At 43.6% G+C, this 16,475-nt stretch carries 15 protein-coding genes; 10 read left to right on the top strand and 5 right to left on the bottom strand.

What is annotated here, in order from left to right; all coding sequences use genetic code 11:
- Positions 1-8 precede the first annotated feature (8 nt).
- A complete protein-coding gene (locus IGI96_RS03100; RefSeq protein WP_005228606.1) occupies positions 9-632 on the bottom strand; it encodes a DapH/DapD/GlmU-related protein in 624 nt (207 codons plus the stop codon).
- Positions 633-726: 94 nt separating this feature from the next.
- Between IGI96_RS03100 and IGI96_RS03095 the strand changes: the two genes are divergently transcribed.
- From IGI96_RS03095 to IGI96_RS03080, 4 genes are all read left to right on the top strand, one after another.
- The gene (locus IGI96_RS03095; RefSeq protein ID WP_074933396.1) at positions 727-1,920 is read left to right on the top strand and encodes an NAD(P)-dependent oxidoreductase; all 1,194 of its coding nucleotides are present in this window, start codon (positions 727-729) and stop codon (positions 1,918-1,920) included.
- 54 nt (positions 1,921-1,974) lie between these two features.
- Positions 1,975-2,628 (top strand): GntR family transcriptional regulator, encoded by a 654-nt coding sequence (locus IGI96_RS03090; RefSeq protein WP_005228608.1) that lies wholly within the window; start codon positions 1,975-1,977, stop codon positions 2,626-2,628.
- A gap of 135 nt (positions 2,629-2,763) precedes the next feature.
- Complete coding sequence (locus IGI96_RS03085) at positions 2,764-3,978, top strand: quaternary amine ABC transporter ATP-binding protein (RefSeq protein WP_005228609.1); 1,215 nt, start codon at positions 2,764-2,766, stop codon at positions 3,976-3,978.
- Complete coding sequence (locus IGI96_RS03080; protein ID WP_005228611.1) at positions 3,971-5,695, top strand: ABC transporter permease/substrate binding protein; 1,725 nt, start codon at positions 3,971-3,973, stop codon at positions 5,693-5,695. Before IGI96_RS03085 ends, IGI96_RS03080 begins: the two co-directional genes overlap by 8 nt.
- Positions 5,696-5,814: 119 nt before the next feature.
- On the opposite strand, the gene IGI96_RS03075 is transcribed toward IGI96_RS03080, so the two are convergent.
- From IGI96_RS03075 to IGI96_RS03065, 3 genes are read right to left on the bottom strand one after another with little or no spacing between them, the layout of a single operon-like run.
- Positions 5,815-6,651 carry a histidinol-phosphatase HisJ family protein gene (locus IGI96_RS03075; protein ID WP_074933406.1) on the bottom strand — a complete coding sequence of 279 codons (837 nt, stop codon included), beginning with the start codon at positions 6,649-6,651 and terminating at the stop codon, positions 5,815-5,817.
- Between the two features lie 19 nt (positions 6,652-6,670).
- Positions 6,671-7,312 carry a sugar O-acetyltransferase gene (locus IGI96_RS03070; protein WP_074933409.1) on the bottom strand — a complete coding sequence of 214 codons (642 nt, stop codon included), beginning with the start codon at positions 7,310-7,312 and terminating at the stop codon, positions 6,671-6,673.
- Positions 7,313-7,325: 13 nt separating this feature from the next.
- The gene (locus IGI96_RS03065; protein WP_074933412.1) at positions 7,326-7,718 is read right to left on the bottom strand and encodes a VOC family protein; all 393 of its coding nucleotides are present in this window, start codon (positions 7,716-7,718) and stop codon (positions 7,326-7,328) included.
- Between the two features lie 159 nt (positions 7,719-7,877).
- On the opposite strand from IGI96_RS03065, the gene IGI96_RS03060 reads away from it, so the two are divergent.
- A complete protein-coding gene (locus IGI96_RS03060; protein WP_438784820.1) occupies positions 7,878-8,858 on the top strand; it encodes an ROK family protein in 981 nt (326 codons plus the stop codon).
- Positions 8,859-8,947: 89 nt separating this feature from the next.
- Here the strand turns inward: IGI96_RS03060 and rnhC are convergent, their stop codons facing one another.
- Positions 8,948-9,874, bottom strand: coding sequence for a ribonuclease HIII (rnhC, locus tag IGI96_RS03055; RefSeq protein WP_005228632.1), 927 nt, complete (start codon positions 9,872-9,874; stop codon positions 8,948-8,950).
- Between the two features lie 216 nt (positions 9,875-10,090).
- Between rnhC and zapA the strand changes: the two genes are divergently transcribed.
- The 5 genes from zapA to IGI96_RS03030 all read left to right on the top strand — a co-directional run bounded on the left by zapA (position 10,091) and on the right by IGI96_RS03030 (position 16,376).
- A complete protein-coding gene (gene zapA / locus IGI96_RS03050) occupies positions 10,091-10,531 on the top strand; it encodes a cell division protein ZapA (RefSeq protein ID WP_005228634.1) in 441 nt (146 codons plus the stop codon).
- Positions 10,532-10,554: 23 nt separating this feature from the next.
- The gene (locus IGI96_RS03045) at positions 10,555-11,109 is read left to right on the top strand and encodes a CvpA family protein (protein ID WP_005228642.1); all 555 of its coding nucleotides are present in this window, start codon (positions 10,555-10,557) and stop codon (positions 11,107-11,109) included.
- Between the two features lie 78 nt (positions 11,110-11,187).
- The gene (locus tag IGI96_RS03040; protein ID WP_074933413.1) at positions 11,188-13,551 is read left to right on the top strand and encodes an endonuclease MutS2; all 2,364 of its coding nucleotides are present in this window, start codon (positions 11,188-11,190) and stop codon (positions 13,549-13,551) included.
- Between the two features lie 96 nt (positions 13,552-13,647).
- On the top strand, positions 13,648-13,962 hold the full coding sequence (gene trxA / locus IGI96_RS03035) for a thioredoxin (protein ID WP_005228645.1): 315 nt from the start codon (positions 13,648-13,650) through the stop codon (positions 13,960-13,962).
- A gap of 179 nt (positions 13,963-14,141) precedes the next feature.
- Complete coding sequence (locus IGI96_RS03030) at positions 14,142-16,376, top strand: L,D-transpeptidase family protein (RefSeq protein WP_128431594.1); 2,235 nt, start codon at positions 14,142-14,144, stop codon at positions 16,374-16,376.
- Positions 16,377-16,475: the final 99 nt, after the last annotated feature.

Genomic DNA, 16,475 nt, shown 5'->3' with positions numbered 1-16,475 from the left:
GTGCATAATCAACGAGTGTATTTTGCTACAAAATCTTCGATTGGGAGGCGAAAGTCTAAATAGCGTGCTTTTAATTCTGCACGATTCCAATTCCACCAAGCGATTTCTTGCAAAGCAGTGATCGTTTCTGGATCAAAGCGGTATTTGATCACTTTTGCTGGAACCCCGCCGACGATCGCATAAGGCGGCACATCTTTGGTTACGACTGCGTTTGAGGCGATCACGGCACCATCACCGACGGTCAAACCAGATTGGATCACGGCACCGTGGCCGATCCAGACATCATTGCCAATGACAGTCGTTTTTGCTTTGCGTTTTTCTAAGAAGAACTCGTCCTTTGGCGCAAATCCATAGCCTTCGCCATTATAGGCAAAAAGATGCTGACTAGGGCGTTCATAGGGATGATTGGTAGGGCCGATGCGGACCATCGCTGCGATACTGATAAAACGTCCTAATTGGCTGTTCTGAATAAAGCAATATTGCCCCGTATAGGTATAATTGCCGATGGAAGAATGATCAATGTGATTGGCTTCGCCAATTTCGACATAGTCTCCTAAAGTTGTGTCTTGAAGCTGCGAGTCTTTGCCAACGATCGGCTGTTCATCTGGAAAATTTGTGATCGATAGGTGCATAGAAATCATCCTCTCTTGCGTATTGCTATCATTTTACCGCACTTTTTTGTACTATTTGACTAATACGCACTAAAGACAAAAGGAGGTCTGCTTTATGGAGACGATTTATCAGTTAGATAAGATGACCGAAACGATAGCTAAGCGAGCAATCAAAAAAGGATACTCGTTAAAAAATCAAGCGGCCCCAGAGGCGCTGTTTGTGCGCAGTTCAACGGTTCCTAACGAATTGATCACACCAGAATTAGCTGTGATCGCTCGCTCAGGAACAGGCACCAATACGATCGATTTGGCACGGTGTACTCAAAATGGCACAGTAGTTTTCAATAGTCCTGGTGTCAATGCCAATGCAGTCAAAGAGTTGGTGCTATCCAATTTATTTCTCAGCGTCCGCCCCTTATTCAAAGCGATCCAGACGGTAGCCGATTTGCAAGAAGAACTAACGTCCGGTCAAATTGAAGCAGAAGAGGTGTTGAAGGTAGCTGAAGAACGGCGAAAAGAAGTGATTGGCGAAGAATTAGCTGGAAAAACCATCGGTATTTTAGGGTTAGGAGAGATCGGTGAACGGGTGGCAAAAGCCTGTCATCAGCTAGGGATGGAGGTTTTGGGCTATGCCCGAACGAAGAAAGCAGCACACGATTACGAGCAAGTCAGTGACCTGCAAATGCTGTTGACCGAATCAGATTTTGTAGTGGTCTTGCTCCCTTTAAGTCAAGAGACCAAAGGCATGCTGAATCGACAAACGATTCAGCAGATGAAAAAAAATGCAGTGTTGATGAATTTTGGTCGCGGGGAAATCGTGGAAGAAGCAGCCGTCTTAGAAGCATTAGCCAAAAATCAGCTCAAACAATACATCACTGATTTTCCTAGTGCGGGCTTGATCGGACAACCGAAAGTGTTGTGTTATCCGCATATCGGCGGCAGTACTACCAATGCCTTGGAAAAGGGGGATCACGTAGTTTTTGATCGCATGCATGTCTATTTACGCGCTGGGACGATTCAAGAATCGGTCAATTTCCCCCATGCAGAGTTGCCTTTTTTGGCACCGTATCGCTTAGCGCTGTTTTATCACGACAAGCCTGGTGCTTTTGCCCCATTATTGCGGATCATTTCTGAAGCAGGCGTGGATATCGATAATTTGGCGAGTGAGAGAAAAGCCGGAGTTGCCTATACTTTGATTGATCTTGATGAGACAAATGAAACACTGCTGCAAGATCTACAGCAGCAGATACAGCAAGAAACAGCGATCATTCGTGCCCGCTTGATCAAAAATTCGCGAACCAGTGAATAGTTGCCACCAACAATGTTTCTTGTTATGATGAAAAAAAAGTAAAGGAAGTTCATCATGACGAATAAGTTTCAAGATAAAAAGAAGGTCGCTTTGCCTCGTTATCAGCAGATTGCCGTAGCGATCGCGGAACGAATCGTTGAAAATCGCTACCAAGTTGGGCAAAAGATCCATGCACGCTCAACGTTAGCCAGCAATTTCAATGTCTCTCCTGAAACAGCCCGCAAAGCGATCAATGTATTAGTTGATTTAGAAATCATGGACGTCCGTCATGGCAGCGGCGCCTATATTGCTTCAAAGGAAAAAGCACAGGCCTTTGTGGAACAATACCAAGATGTGCAGTCGATCCAAGAAATTAGACAAGATATTTTAGACAGTGTGGAGCGGCAGCAGCAAGAGCTGGATAATTTTTCTGACTTGTTGAACACGCTAGTGCAGCAAACCAAAAAGGTACACCACATGAGTCCATTTGTGCCCTTTGAGCTTCAGCTGACGGAACAGGCGCAGCATTTGGAAAAAAGTATCAACGAATTGAATGTTTGGCAGGCAACAGGGGCGACGATCATCGCGATCCAAACAACCGAAGAATTGTTGTTGTCACCGGGACCTTATGCGAAATTCAGTGCAGGCAATACGATTTATTTTGTCGGGAATGAATTGGCGTTGCAGCGCATGACCAATTTCTTCTATCCAACGGACCATTCAGCGTAATTCTTTTTCCTGATTCCCATGCTTTTTTTGCAAAAGAAAAAGCATTGGGAAATTTTTTTTGACAAAGTGACCACATCTTGTTAAGATAGTATGGTCACTTTCGTGAAATTTTTCAGAAAAAGGAGTATTAATCATTTGAGTAAAGTTAAAGTGGAACACTTAACCAAAATCTTCGGTAAGAAAAAGCAGCAAGCTCTTGCCATGGTCAAAGAACAACGCAGCAAAAACGAGATTTTAGAAAAAACGGGTGCCACCGTTGGGGTCTATGATGTGAACTTTGAAGTCAACGAAGGCGAGATTTTCGTCATCATGGGCCTTTCTGGAAGCGGGAAGTCAACATTGATTCGACTATTGAATCGATTGATCGAGCCGTCTGGCGGAGATATTTACATAGATGGCGTGGATGTTGCCAAAATGAGTAAAGAGGAACTACGAGAAGTTCGCCGTCACAAAATCAACATGGTTTTCCAAAGCTTTGGCCTTTTCCCTCATCGGACAATTTTAGAGAACACAGAATACGGACTAGAAGTCCGTGGGGTCTCGAAAGAAGAACGAACAGCGAAAGCGGAAAAAGCGTTAGAAAACTCAGGATTGCTTTCTTTTAAAGACCAATACCCTGACCAGCTGTCTGGAGGGATGCAACAGCGTGTGGGACTTGCCCGTGCGTTAGCCAATGATCCAGAGATCCTCTTGATGGATGAGGCCTTTTCAGCATTAGATCCGCTGATTCGCCGTGAAATGCAAGATGAACTTTTAGAATTGCAAGCCAATGTTCAAAAAACGATTATCTTTATCACCCATGATTTGAACGAGGCCTTGCGGATCGGTGACCGGATCGCTTTAATGAAAGATGGTCAGATCATGCAGATCGGTACAGGAGAAGATATTTTGACGAATCCTGCCAACCAATACGTGCGTGATTTCGTGGAAGATGTCGATCGTTCCAAAGTCTTGACTGCGCAAAACATCATGGTCCCAGCATTGACGACGAACATCGAGATCGATGGACCAAGCGTAGCATTGAACCGGATGCGGAAAGAAGAAGTCAGCATGCTGTTAGCCGTCGACAAACGTCGTCACCTAAAAGGAAGCCTGACAGCCGAGTCTGCTCGTGAGGCACGGAAAAACAATCTGACCTTGAAGGAAGTTATTGATAAAAATGTTAAAAAGATCGATAAAGATATGCTGGTAACGGATATCTTCAATTTGATCTATGATTCGCCTACACCTTTAGCCGTGGTAGAAAACGATCGTTTGATCGGAGTCGTGATCCGCGGAAGTGTGATTGAAGCATTGGCTGAGACTGATTCAGCCGCTCAAGCAGAGGAAGGGGTAGTGACAAATGGATAATTTCTTACAACATACGATTCCGGTGGCTGATTGGGTCGAAAACTTTACTGATTGGCTAACAGGAACTTTCAGTGGATTGTTTTCAGCCTTACAGTCTTTCGGACAATTTATCATGGACGCTATTACAAATGTATTACTGTTTGTACCACCGTTATTAATGATCGTCTTATTGACGGCTGCTGCCTTTTTCGTTTCACGCAAAAAATTCGGCTTGCCAGCTTTTACTTTTGTCGGGTTGCTGTTCATCTATAACCAAGGGTTATGGACAGACTTGATGAACACCGTCACGTTGGTCTTATTGTCGAGTTTGGTTTCGATCATCATTGGGATTCCACTAGGAATCTTAATGGCGAAAAGCGAAAAAGCGCAAAGTATCGTGACGCCGATCTTAGACTTTATGCAAACGATGCCTGGTTTCGTTTATTTGATTCCTGCGGTTGCTTTCTTTGGGATCGGGATGGTTCCTGGGGTCTTCGCCTCAGTGATCTTTGCTCTACCACCAACCGTTCGGATGACGAACTTAGGGATTCGCCAAATTTCTCGTGAATTGGTGGAAGCCTCTGATTCCTTCGGTGGGACTGGCTGGCAAAAACTGATCAAATTAGAATTGCCACTAGCCAAAAGCACTATTTTGGCTGGGGTCAACCAAACCACGATGCTGGCATTATCAATGGTCGTGATCGCGTCAATGATCGGTGCTCCTGGGTTAGGGCGCGGCGTCTTGTCCGCCTTGCAACGAGCACAAGTCGGTAACGGATTTGTCAGTGGGGTATCCTTAGTTATTTTGGCGATCATCATGGATCGCTTTACCCAGAATTTGAATCGTTCGGCACATCAAAAAGCAGCCAGCAAGACAAGTCGCAAACAAAAACGTCTTTTTGGCGGGATTGCTGCAGCGGCAGTCGTTGCTTTGATTGGAGCATCGTTTGCCTTTGGAAATGTTTCTGACAGCAAAGGCACGGTGAACTTGGCGTATGTCGAATGGGATACGGAAGTTGCATCTACCCATGTGGTGGCAGAAGTTTTGTCGCAAATGGGCTACGAAGTCAATACGACGCCTTTGGATAATGCCATCATGTGGGAATCGGTGGCAAAAGGGGAAGTTGACGGGATGGTCGCTGCTTGGCTGCCATCTACGCATCAATCCCAGTATGAACAGTACCAAGACCAAGTTGAAAACTTAGGTCCTAACTTAGAGGGGGCAAAACTGGGGATCGTTGTACCAAGTTATATGGATGTAGATTCCATCGCAGACCTTTCTGACGAAGCTGGAAAAACCATCACTGGTATCGAACCAGGCGCTGGTGTCGTAAATGCAGCGGAAAATACGGTTGCAACGTATGACAACCTTTCCGATTGGAATGTCGCTACCTCTTCTTCAGGAGCGATGACAGTGGCATTAGGCCAAGCCATCAAGAACCAAGATGAGATCGTTATTACTGGCTGGTCTCCACATTGGATGTTTGCGAAATATGATCTGAAATATCTGGATGATCCAGAAGGAACAATGGGTGAAGCAGAAAGCATCAACACTGTTGTACGCCAAGGATTAGCAGATGACATGCCAGAAGTCTACGAAGTACTTGATCGTTTCAACTGGACACAAGAAGACATGGAAGAAGTCATGTTAGCAATCAATGACGGAACGTCAGCCGAAGATGCAGCCAAAGATTGGGTAGCCAATCACCCAGAAGAAGTTGCTGCTTGGACGAACTGATGTCTAAAAAAAGAACGACCGCAGATTGAAGCGGTCGTTCTTTTTGTTGTTTAAAATACTTAGATTCATGACGAAAGACGAGGGGATGATTTTTGCAAAAGACGGAGCTTTTGCGCAGGTTAAGCAAAACGATGGAAAATCGGCTGCATCTGTTCAAACGTACAGAGCTTAGTAAATCCTAATGACCGTAAAAGATCTTGTCCCTCTTTGATTTGAAACCCGAGCTGCTCTGGTTTATGACTGTCGCTGCCGATGGTTATCATGCTTCCCCCCAAGTCACGATAAAGCTTGAGGATCTCGATCGATGGCGTATACCCGTTGATTCCGTAACGGTGGGAAGAGGTATTCAGTTCAATGCCTTTGCCATTTTTGATCACGACTTTCAAGATCTCTGCGATTTGTTCTTTCGTTTGTTCAAAAGCGTCCTTCTCTTTATCTAAATAACGACGAATCAAATCCATATGGGCTAAGACGGAATACTCTTTATATGTCGTGACTAGCTGATACATTTCATCATAATAGCGCTCGTAGCATTCCTGTTGGCTGCGTCCTTTTTGAAATTCTCCAGTCCAAAATTCTTGATCGTCTACCTGATGAACGGAAAGTAAAATGAAGTCAAAGGGATGCGAATGATAAAGACGGGTAAATTGTGGGATCGTGTGCATTTGTATCCCAAATTCCAGCCCAGTTTTTAGCTTGATTTGGTCACTGTATGTTTCTTTTAAGCGTGCCAGTTCGTTAAAATACAAGTCGTAGTAGACATTTTTTACAACTTTATTGGCCCCGACGAGGTACGTATCCGTCGCTTGCCAGTCTTCTTTGACTCCATAATCCACATGATCGGTAAAGCAGATTTCTGCTAAGCCTAGTTTAATGGCGTCTTTGACTACATCTTCCATCAAATACCAAGAATCATCGCTGTAATCACTATGGACGTGATAGTCTGTAAAAATCATGGCGTCTCCTTTTGTTTCGTTATTTTTGCTGCTTCTGCCAGTCTGCTCGTTTTTGATGATAGAGCTGGGCGGCAGTTTCCCAATGTTCTTTGTCAGCCGGCTGAATCTCACGGATCACACGGGCTGGATTGCCGCCGACGATCGTATTCGGCGGCACATCTTTTGTGACGACGGAACCAGCAGCGACGATGGCATGTTTGGCGATCGTGACACCTGGTAAAATCGTACTATTGCCCCCGATCCAAACGTAATCTTCGACGGTGATCGGTAGGCCAAATTCCAAATCTTGACTGCGGACCACAGAATCGATTGGATGACCGGCGGTATAGAAGCTGACCCGTGGTCCCACCATCACATGATCACCAATCAGAATCTTATTGACATCTAAAAAAATGCAATCCATATTGGCATAAAAGTGATCACCAATCTCAACATGGCGACCATAATCAACATAAAGGGGTGGTTGGACAAAGCAATGCTGCCCAAATTTGCCAAAGAGTGCTTTTTCTTTGGCGATGATTCGTTCTTGGTCATCGACTGGTAAGTGGTTGATTTCCTGGGCACGTTTTTTTCCCTCCGCTGAACCATTCTCAGGGAGAATGCCAGAAGCTTGATACAATTGACCAGCCAACATCGCTTGATAATCAAAGTCTTCTTTCATTGCAAAATCCTTTCTAAGACGGTAAATCGTCGGTGGTTAATTCAATCAAATTGCCTTCGGGGTCTTGGATAACTGCTTCATAATAGCCATCGCCTGTTGTACGAGGACCATTTAAAAGAGGGTAGCCATCTTCAACAAACCGTTGAGCGTATCGATCGACGTCAGCTTGATCACCAACTGCAATCGCAAGGTGAGTGTAGCCTAAGCTTTCGCTGATACGAGGGCTTAAAAATTTCTTGGTCGTTAATTCTAACCGACTTCCAGAATCAAAGGTCAAAAAATAGGACTGAAAGCCTGTTTTCGGATTATGGTATTTTGGGTTGCTGACCGCCTGAAAGTAGGTTTCATAAAATGTCCTCATTTTTTCCAAATCATTGACATATAGTGCGATGTGTTCAATTTTCATTATCGACAACTCCTTTAATAAGCAACATAGATCGTTTTTTTTTGAACTTAGTAAACTTTGTTTAATAAGTTGCTTCTATTATACCTTTGTTAACAAAATTAATAAAGGTATATTCCCAGCTTTTTATCTGTTAAAATAGGAGCGTTGAGGGGGAGAAAAATGAAAGCTTATCAGTCAACGACCATTAAATTACATAATCAGGCAGTATTGCTGGATTTGCTAAAACAGCAGCAAGCGCCTATGACCAAGCGCCAACTGGCAGATGCCTCTCAATTAAGCGTGGTAACGATCAACAAGCTGCTTCCTGAATTGATTGAAAAGCAGTTGCTTTTGACGACGGATCAACCGCAACGAACGGGAGGACGTCAAGCTGCGGCTTACCAGTACAATGCGCAACGGACACTGTTGTTGATCATTCAGTTTATCGAAGAAGACCAGCAGATCGTGATTCGTTTTTCAGTCGTCGATCTCGTCGGGAACATTTTGCATCATGAGCAGTCAGCAGAGGGCCGATTGCCGCAGTTCTTGCAAGTGATTCGTCAGATAAAACAGGAATACCCGAAAATCAGCTTGGCAGTCGTGGGAATTCCTGGTGTGGAAATTGCTGGAAGACTGAAGATCATGGATGCTCCAGCATTTAAGGACATGGCGCTAGGGGAATTGATTGAAAAGGAGATCGCTGTAAAAACGCTTATTGAGAATGACGTGAATGCTGCGGTATTTCATTTCAAAGAAGAGAAAAAAATCGTGGCTGGCATTTATTTTCCGAAAAATTATCCGCCAGGTGCGGGACTGGTCATCGACCAACAGCTCTTTAAAGGAGCCAACCATTTAAGTGGCGAAATCAAGCATTTGCCGCATCTCTACACGGCTTCTTACCCTTTGGCAACAGAGGCGATCCCAGAACAAGTGACTGCTACTCTTCAAGCGATCGTGGCAGTGACGGACCCGCATCAAGTCATTTTGTTTTTGCCCTCTGAATGGCAGGCGCTCGTGTCGCGCTCCTTTTTGGAAAAGCAGCTGGCAGCAGTGTTTCAATATGGCGTCTTGCCAAAATTACACTTTTCCGATCAGTTTTCAGAAAATTATTTGGCTGGGTTGATCACGATGGGAATCGAAGCAGCTGGCTTAGGGCTTTGATTCCCAGCATTCAACTGGTACTGAGGACAAAAACTGCCGCTGCTTCCTTTATTCAGAAGTAGCAGCAGTTTTTTTGAAAATACGAGAACTCACAGCTTGGCGAGTTTCTGTGCTTTTTCGGTATTCGCAAAATGCAGTTTGGCATATTGGCCTAATAGTGCTATGCCACCTTGCTGCAGTAATTTTGCTGCAACTTGATCAGCAGCTGCGTGGGCGCCAGAAGGCAAGCGCAAACCGACTTCTTTAGAGGCTGCATCTAATTCATCCAAAAAGACTGTACGACATAAAATAGAGGCTGCCGCTACTGCTAAATGATATTGTTCACCTTTCGTCGCAAAATAGAGCTTTTCAGTGACCGCTACTTGTTCCGACTTTAAATAGGTGCGATAATTTTTTTCGCTCGTGAACTGATCGATCAAAATGGCATCTGGTGTCTCAGGAGCAATCTTTTGCAAAAGCAAACGAATGGCTTGATTATGCAAAGCAACTTTCATTCGGACTGTGTTGTATTTTGGTTGGATCTCGTTGTATTTGCTGGGCGTGACGGTGAGCAATTGGTAAGGAACCAATTCTTTGATTTTCGGCGCCATCTTACGGATCTCTGGATCTGTCAGCATTTTTGAGTCCTTGACTCCTAAAGCTTTCAGCTGTGGTAATTGCTCTTTTTTTGCATAGACGGCACAGACCACCAAAGGACCGAAATAACTGCCATTACCGACCTCGTCACTGCCGACGACGCTTTTTTCGCTAAATCCTGCTGGCAACGCAGTGGATGAAACAGTCGCTTTTTTCTTATCTGGTACAGCACTTGCCGTATCGCCCCATAAGGAAGCTTCTTTTTCAGCAGTCGCTCCTTGGAACATGACTTTTCCTGACGTATAAGCAGTGATCGTCGTTGGCCCTTTTTTGGCGACAAACACTGTATAAGGAACTTTCTTAGCTAGCAAATCTCGTTGGTAAAATTGCTGCATCTTTTGGATAGTTGAAGTTGGTACTTTGATAACGATCGTACTCATTTGATTCCTCCTGATTTTTTGTCTTTTTTTAGGTAGACAAAAGGATACTTTAAGATTTTACCATACTTTTTATTCTTTTTTACTAAGACGATCAGCAAACAAACGATTGGCATGGAAATTCATAAGAAAATCACGTATAATAGTTAAGAGTTTGCGACACATGTTCAATAAGTGATAGAATAGAGCAGAATGTAAGCAATGGGAGGAAATATTCCTATGACGGAGCAAAAGAAACGTTATAAAGCAGTTATCGCGAATCAAAGTTACACGATTATTGGACGCGAAAGCAAAGAACACATGGATATGGTGACAAGATTGGTCAATGACCAACTGCTTGAGATCATGCAATTATCGCCACAAACCGATCAAGAACAAGCGTCGATCTTATTAGCGATCAACGCTGTTTCCGACCAGCTGAAAAAACAAGAACAGCTTTTGGTCCTACAAAAAAAGGTGGACGAGCTGCGAGGACAAGCCATTAAAGCAACGGAGCTTGAGAATCGCATTAAGCGGATCGAAGCGATTGAATCCGAAGCACGGAAAGTTCTCGATGAGACAGGTCGCAGTGATGTGGAGATCCATAATCATGTGGAAGCACAACAGATCTTAAATGAACAAAGGAAACGAAAAATTCAAGAAAAGACAGCCCATGGGTAGTGCGGCGTAGAAAGGATACCTAAATGATTGGATTATTTGTCTTGGTTTTGTTGTTGGCAGCCTTTTACGGCGGCGCACGGCGCGGAACCAGTTTACAATTGGTCTCAGTTTTGGGCTATTTGATCTCTTTTTTCTTTGCAGTAGCAAATTACCAAGAAATTGCGAAGAAAATTGAGCTCTATGTTCCTTATATGTCAGTAACGGCGGACTCAAAGTTAAAATACTACGATATGGAACTGGCTTTAGATTTAGACAAAGCCTATTATGCAGCCATCGCTTTTGTGATGGTGCTCTTTGCTGGATGGCTGATCACAAAACTAGTGGTGATTTTTGCAGACAGTTTGCGTTACAAACGCCTACGTTTTTTAGGTGGTTATGACTGGGCAGTTGCGGGTGTTTTGAATGTTATCTTGATGTATATCAATTTGTACATGTTTTTCATGATTCTCTCAATGATCCCGTTTGCCACGATTCAAAATCTGTTTGAAACGAGCGGAACTGCGAATTTCATCGTTGATCGGTCGCCGATTCTCTCAGATTACTTCTATCGATTGTGGATCACAGATGTGATTGGGTAAAAAGCAGGCAGATGGTTGCAGAGCCATTCTGCCTTTTTCTTAGGAACAAAAAGTTAAAACAAAGCAGGTGAGAAAAGAATGAATACTAAGATCCTTGATGTTTTAGGATTTGAACAAGTAAAGAGTCAAATCGGTCAGTATATTGTAACAGCCCAAGGAAAAGAAGCCTTAGCAAAGCTTGCGCCATCAAGTGATGCGCAAGTCATTTCCTCTTGGCTGGCAGAAACAGAAGACGCGATCAAGATCCAACGTTTAAGAGGCGGAATCCCTGTACCAAAGATTGAGAATATTCGTCCCCAAATGAAACGGATCGAAATTGGCGCCGATTTAAACGGCATTGAGTTGGCACAAGTTGCCCGTGTCTTATCAACTACGCAGGAATTGAAACGCTTTTTTGCTGATTTGTCTGAAAGCGAGATTGAATTTTCCCGCTTGTATCACTGGGAAGAACAGTTGGTGTCTTTGCCAACCTTGAATCGACGCTTGAAAGAAGCTATCGATGAGGATGGCCGAGTCACAGATGATGCCTCTCCAGCACTACGTGGAATTCGCCAATCGATCCGACGAGCAGAACGGACGATTCGCGAGACATTGGATGGCATCGTCCGAGGTGGCAATGCAAAGTATCTAAGTGATACGATCGTAACCATGCGAAATGAGCGTTATGTGATTCCAGTCAAACAAGAGTACCGAGGTGTTTTCGGCGGGGTAGTCCACGACCAAAGTTCCTCTGGTCAAACCTTGTTTATCGAACCGAAACAAGTAGTGGAACAAAATAACCGTTTGCGCCAGCATCAAATTGCGGAACGGGATGAAATTACACGTATTCTAGCAGAATTGTCAGCAGAGTTAGCCCCATATCAAAGAGAGATTCTCCATAATGCGTATGTGATCGGGATCATGGATTTCATGAATGCCAAGGCTCGTTTTGGAAAAGAGATGAAGGCAATCGTACCAGCGATCAATCAAGACAACCATGTCTTTTTTAAGCAAGCACGTCATCCATTGATCGATCAAGAAAAAGTCGTTCCTAACGATATTACGATTGGAAAAGACTATCAAGCCGTTGTCATTACTGGGCCGAATACCGGTGGGAAAACCATCACCTTAAAAACATTAGGGCTATTGCAGATCATGGGCCAAGCTGGTTTACCAATTCTGGCAGAAGAAGAAAGCCAAATGGGTGTCTTCAATGAGATTTTTGCGGACATTGGGGATGAACAATCCATTGAGCAAAGTCTATCGACCTTTTCTTCTCATATGACAACGATCGTTGAAGTGTTGAAAAAAGTCGACGAGACAAGCTTAGTTCTCTTTGATGAATTAGGCGCAGGAACCGATCCTCAAGAAGGGGCGGCACTAGCGATTGCGATTTTGGACGAACTTGGGGCTAAGTCGGCTTATGTCATGGCGACGACCCATTATCCTGAATTGAAGGTTTATGGCTATAACCGATCCAATACGATCAATGCCTCTATGGAATTTGATGTTGATACCTTAAGTCCGACCTATCGCTTGTTGATCGGGGTTCCAGGACGAAGCAATGCGTTTGAGATTTCGAAAAGACTTGGCTTGCCAGATACGATCATTGATCAAGCCAAAGAGATCATGGATGGAGAAAGCCAAGACCTGAATGAAATGATCGCTGATTTAGAAAATCGAAGAAAAATGACGGAAACCGAGTATCTTGAAGTCCGTCATCATGTAAAAGAAGCGGCCCGCTTGCACCAAGAGCTAGAAGCAGCCTATAGTTATTTCTTTGAAGAACGTGAAAAAGAATTGGCGAAAGCTCGGCAAAAAGCCAATCAGATCGTTGAAGAAGCCAAAGAAGAATCTGAAAAAATCATTGCCGATATTCGTAAAATGCAGTTAGCCGGCGGTCAAACGAAGGTCAAAGAACACGAGCTGATCGACGCGCGCACCAAGTTATCAGGGCTACAGCAAGAAGAACATCTGCAAAAAAACAAGGTTCTGCAAAAAGCCAAGGCAGCCAAGACACTGAAAGAAGGAGACGAAGTGCTCGTAACTTCTTATGGGCAGCGCGGGGTACTGTTGAAAAAAGCCGGTAAAAATCAGTGGCAAGTCCAAATCGGCATTCTGAAAATGAATTTGCCAGAAACAGATCTCCAACCAGCAGCGCCAGTGAAGGAGCCTACACAGCGTATCGTTAATACGATTCGTTCTGCTGACAGCAGTCCAGTGGTCAATCAGTTGGATTTACGCGGCAAGCGGTACGAAGAAGCCCTCAATGAAGTGGATCAGTATTTGGATGCAGCAATTTTGGCAGGTTATCCGCAGGTGACGATCGTTCACGGTAAAGGAACCGGCGCATTGCGTCAAGGGATCACTGACTACCTAAAAAACCATCGCTCGGTGAAAAGTTTTGAATTTGCCCCAGCAAATCAAGGAGGCAATGGAGCGACCATTGTGAAGTTTAACTAACCTTTAAGAACCCTTACCTTTTGTAAGCAGACGATTTTAAAAAACTTCCGATACGTGGTATACTTTTTTTAGTTTTAAAAATGGAGGGGAAGTACGATGGCAAAAGAAATTACTGATAAAACTTTTTCAGAAGAAACCGATAAAGGCTTAGTCCTTATTGATTTTTGGGCAACTTGGTGTGGTCCATGTCGGATGCAAGCGCCGATCTTGGAACAATTAGCGAATGAATATGAGGAAGACGAATTGAAGATCGTGAAAATGGATGTGGATGAAAATCCTGAAACACCAGCTTCATTCGGGATCATGTCTATTCCAACTTTGTTGTTGAAAAAAGACGGCCAAGTCGTTGATAAAGCAATTGGGGTGCATACAAAAGATCAATTGAAAGCTTTAGTTGCGGAACATATGTAATAGAAGAAACGTTTTTGAAGCAATAGCCGAAAGTGGCTATTGCTTTTTTTATTTTGGGGACGTTTTTTTCAAATTTTCTATTAGGCAGTGGTGTACTTAAAGTGGGGAGTGGCACTAAAAAATATCTTGTTAATATAGTAAGAAAGTAATACCAAAATAGGATTAAAGGGGGAATAAAAATGAAGAAGTTGAAACGTGGGTTGCTTCAAGGCGTTGCGATTGTTGGGGTACTGGTCGCACCCATTGCAGGAACGATCACACAAGTTTATGCAGCAAATGAAGGGGATCCGACAGCAGCGTCTGTCACTGCACAAGAGGCGACGTCAGAAAGTTTCTCAGAAGCGAGCGCAGCATCATCTCAAGAGGCAAGTACAGAGAGTACAGAGTCAAGCACGGCAACTGAGTCTTCATCAACGTCTACCTCTTCATCAGAAACAACGTCAAGTACTAGCACGGCTGCGACTGAGACCAGTCAGACCGAGACCACACAAGATTCATCTACTCAATCGACGGAAGAATCTTCTGAAGAACCAGACTTAGGGATCATTGATGTTGAATCAATTGCAGATAAAAACCAATATATAAAAATCACTCCGGTTGCAGCAGCCAATCCTGAAACGCAAAACATCCTTTACCGTTTTGAGAAGGATCAATTGATCGAGCAAGGAACGATCAATGAATTAGCTGGCAAGGTATACCGTAGTGTCAAACGGTATCAAGGTGCCGATAAGCGGACCTATCTTGAAATTCGTGACGATCAAAAGGTTGTCGGTGTCGTAGCAGAAGCAGCAGTGAAAGTTGCCAGCGGAACCTTCAAAACCGAGAAAAAATATGCAACCGTTACAAGTGCGAAAGAACCGCTTTGGCAAGATGTGTTTTTAGATAAAAAAACGAGCACTTCTTCAAGCATTGCTGGTCAAACCTTTGAAATCAAAGAAGTATTCACGACGAATAATAACGTGATCTATTACGCATTGTATTCAAATAAAAATGTTCTCATCGGTTGGATAAAAGCTACCGGCGTTAAGTTAGCGACATCACCTGGGGGTGTATGGCAGTCTGAATCAAAGTATGCCACGATCATCAGCGGAAATTATACGCTATGGCAAAATTTTCATTGGACAGCGAAAAAAGGAACGACAGCCTCTCTAAATGGAAAAACAGTCAAAGTTACTGGGAAATATCGCCACTTGAATGGGTCGACATACTATTCTCTTTATACAAATAACAACAAATGGCTAGGCTATATCAATGCCTCGGGTGTCAAATTAACGACTGATGCGCAAGGCGCCTATCAGTCCTACGGGAAATATGTGACATTGACCAAGAAAAATTACACGATTTGGGGCAATTTTCGCTGGTCGAGTAAGAAAAATACTACCACGAAATTAGCGGGAAAAACCTATCTTGCCAAAGGAAGATACAACCATGTCAATGGCGGTGTCTACTTGTCCCTTTATGATGCGAATGGCAAGTGGATCGGCTACTTAAATGCCAATGCAGCAACGGTTGCCAACAATCAAGGGGGCACTTGGCAAAGTGAAAAACGCACAGTCCGCCTAAAAAGTAAGAATTATACCTTATGGCAAGATTTGGCTTTTGCGAAGAAAAAAGGCAGTAGCGCGAATTACATGAACAAGAATATCCAAGTTACTGGGAAGTATCAACATTTCAACGGCTCCACCTACTACTCCCTCTATCTCAACAACAAATGGTTAGGCTACATCAATGCAAGTGGGGTGACCAATGCCCATACGATCACTTCTCAAAGCAACATTAGCCGCTACGTGGTCATCAAGAATGGGGATGGCAATTTCTTTGAAAAAGCCGATCCAAATAGTGCGAAACTTGGGAAAAAGAGTGCCTACAAAGGCTATATGGCACAAGCGACCAAACTAGCAAAAACGAGTGATGGCAATTACTTGTATCTCGTTTCGCCAGCTGGTCGAATCGGTTGGGTCAAGGAAAATCAAACCACAAATGTAAATAGCAACTTTTGGATGTATACTACAGGAGGGAAATATCCTTCATTAAACGTTAAAAACTTAAACATTGAAGTATCTATCAGCAAACAGCGGGTCTACATCAAATCAGGAAATAAAGTGATTTATACGATGCTTTGCTCGACCGGTGCCTTCAATACGCCAACACCTTTAGGGAATTTCCGTATCCAAGCAGAAAAAGGCTTAGCTTTTTCAGGAGCCGCTTACTACCGTTCCTTTAAAGATCACGGCGTCTATTTATTCCATACGATCCCAACGAGCATTGCTTGGTCCACTAATGCTTTTAGTTCTGTTGAAGGACGAAAATTAGGCACTCGGGCTTCTCATGGCTGCATTCGTTTAGCAGTCCCAGATGCCAAATGGTTTTACTATAACATCCCTTATAATACGCCTGTCAAAATTGCTAACTAATGTTCAAAAAGTCGTTTCCCCTAGTGGAGACGGCTTTTATTTTTCAAAAAAAGATTGACGCTGGTTATATCATTCGATAATATATCATTAAGTGATATA

It is taken from the genome of Enterococcus sp. DIV0421 (assembly GCF_051713745.1).
Classification (GTDB): domain Bacteria; phylum Bacillota; class Bacilli; order Lactobacillales; family Enterococcaceae; genus Enterococcus_D; species Enterococcus_D casseliflavus.
The sequence above is the reverse complement of the archived record's forward strand: the minus strand, read 5'-3'. Positions and strand labels throughout refer to the sequence as shown.

Bases quoted from the DNA above. Each gene is read 5' to 3' on its own strand.
- IGI96_RS03100 (WP_005228606.1), bottom strand. From the start codon at position 632: ATGCACCTATCGATCACAAATTTTCCAGATGAACAGCCGATCGTTGGC.
- IGI96_RS03095 (WP_074933396.1), top strand. From the start codon at position 727: ATGGAGACGATTTATCAGTTAGATAAGATGACCGAAACGATAGCTAAG.
- IGI96_RS03090 (WP_005228608.1), top strand. From the start codon at position 1,975: ATGACGAATAAGTTTCAAGATAAAAAGAAGGTCGCTTTGCCTCGTTAT.
- IGI96_RS03080 (WP_005228611.1), top strand. From the start codon at position 3,971: ATGGATAATTTCTTACAACATACGATTCCGGTGGCTGATTGGGTCGAA.
- IGI96_RS03075 (WP_074933406.1), bottom strand. From the start codon at position 6,651: ATGATTTTTACAGACTATCACGTCCATAGTGATTACAGCGATGATTCT.
- IGI96_RS03070 (WP_074933409.1), bottom strand. From the start codon at position 7,312: ATGAAAGAAGACTTTGATTATCAAGCGATGTTGGCTGGTCAATTGTAT.
- IGI96_RS03065 (WP_074933412.1), bottom strand. From the start codon at position 7,718: ATGAAAATTGAACACATCGCACTATATGTCAATGATTTGGAAAAAATG.
- IGI96_RS03060 (WP_438784820.1), top strand. From the start codon at position 7,878: ATGAAAGCTTATCAGTCAACGACCATTAAATTACATAATCAGGCAGTA.
- rnhC (WP_005228632.1), bottom strand. From the start codon at position 9,874: ATGAGTACGATCGTTATCAAAGTACCAACTTCAACTATCCAAAAGATG.
- zapA (WP_005228634.1), top strand. From the start codon at position 10,091: ATGACGGAGCAAAAGAAACGTTATAAAGCAGTTATCGCGAATCAAAGT.
- IGI96_RS03045 (WP_005228642.1), top strand. From the start codon at position 10,555: ATGATTGGATTATTTGTCTTGGTTTTGTTGTTGGCAGCCTTTTACGGC.
- IGI96_RS03040 (WP_074933413.1), top strand. From the start codon at position 11,188: ATGAATACTAAGATCCTTGATGTTTTAGGATTTGAACAAGTAAAGAGT.
- trxA (WP_005228645.1), top strand. From the start codon at position 13,648: ATGGCAAAAGAAATTACTGATAAAACTTTTTCAGAAGAAACCGATAAA.
- IGI96_RS03030 (WP_128431594.1), top strand. From the start codon at position 14,142: ATGAAGAAGTTGAAACGTGGGTTGCTTCAAGGCGTTGCGATTGTTGGG.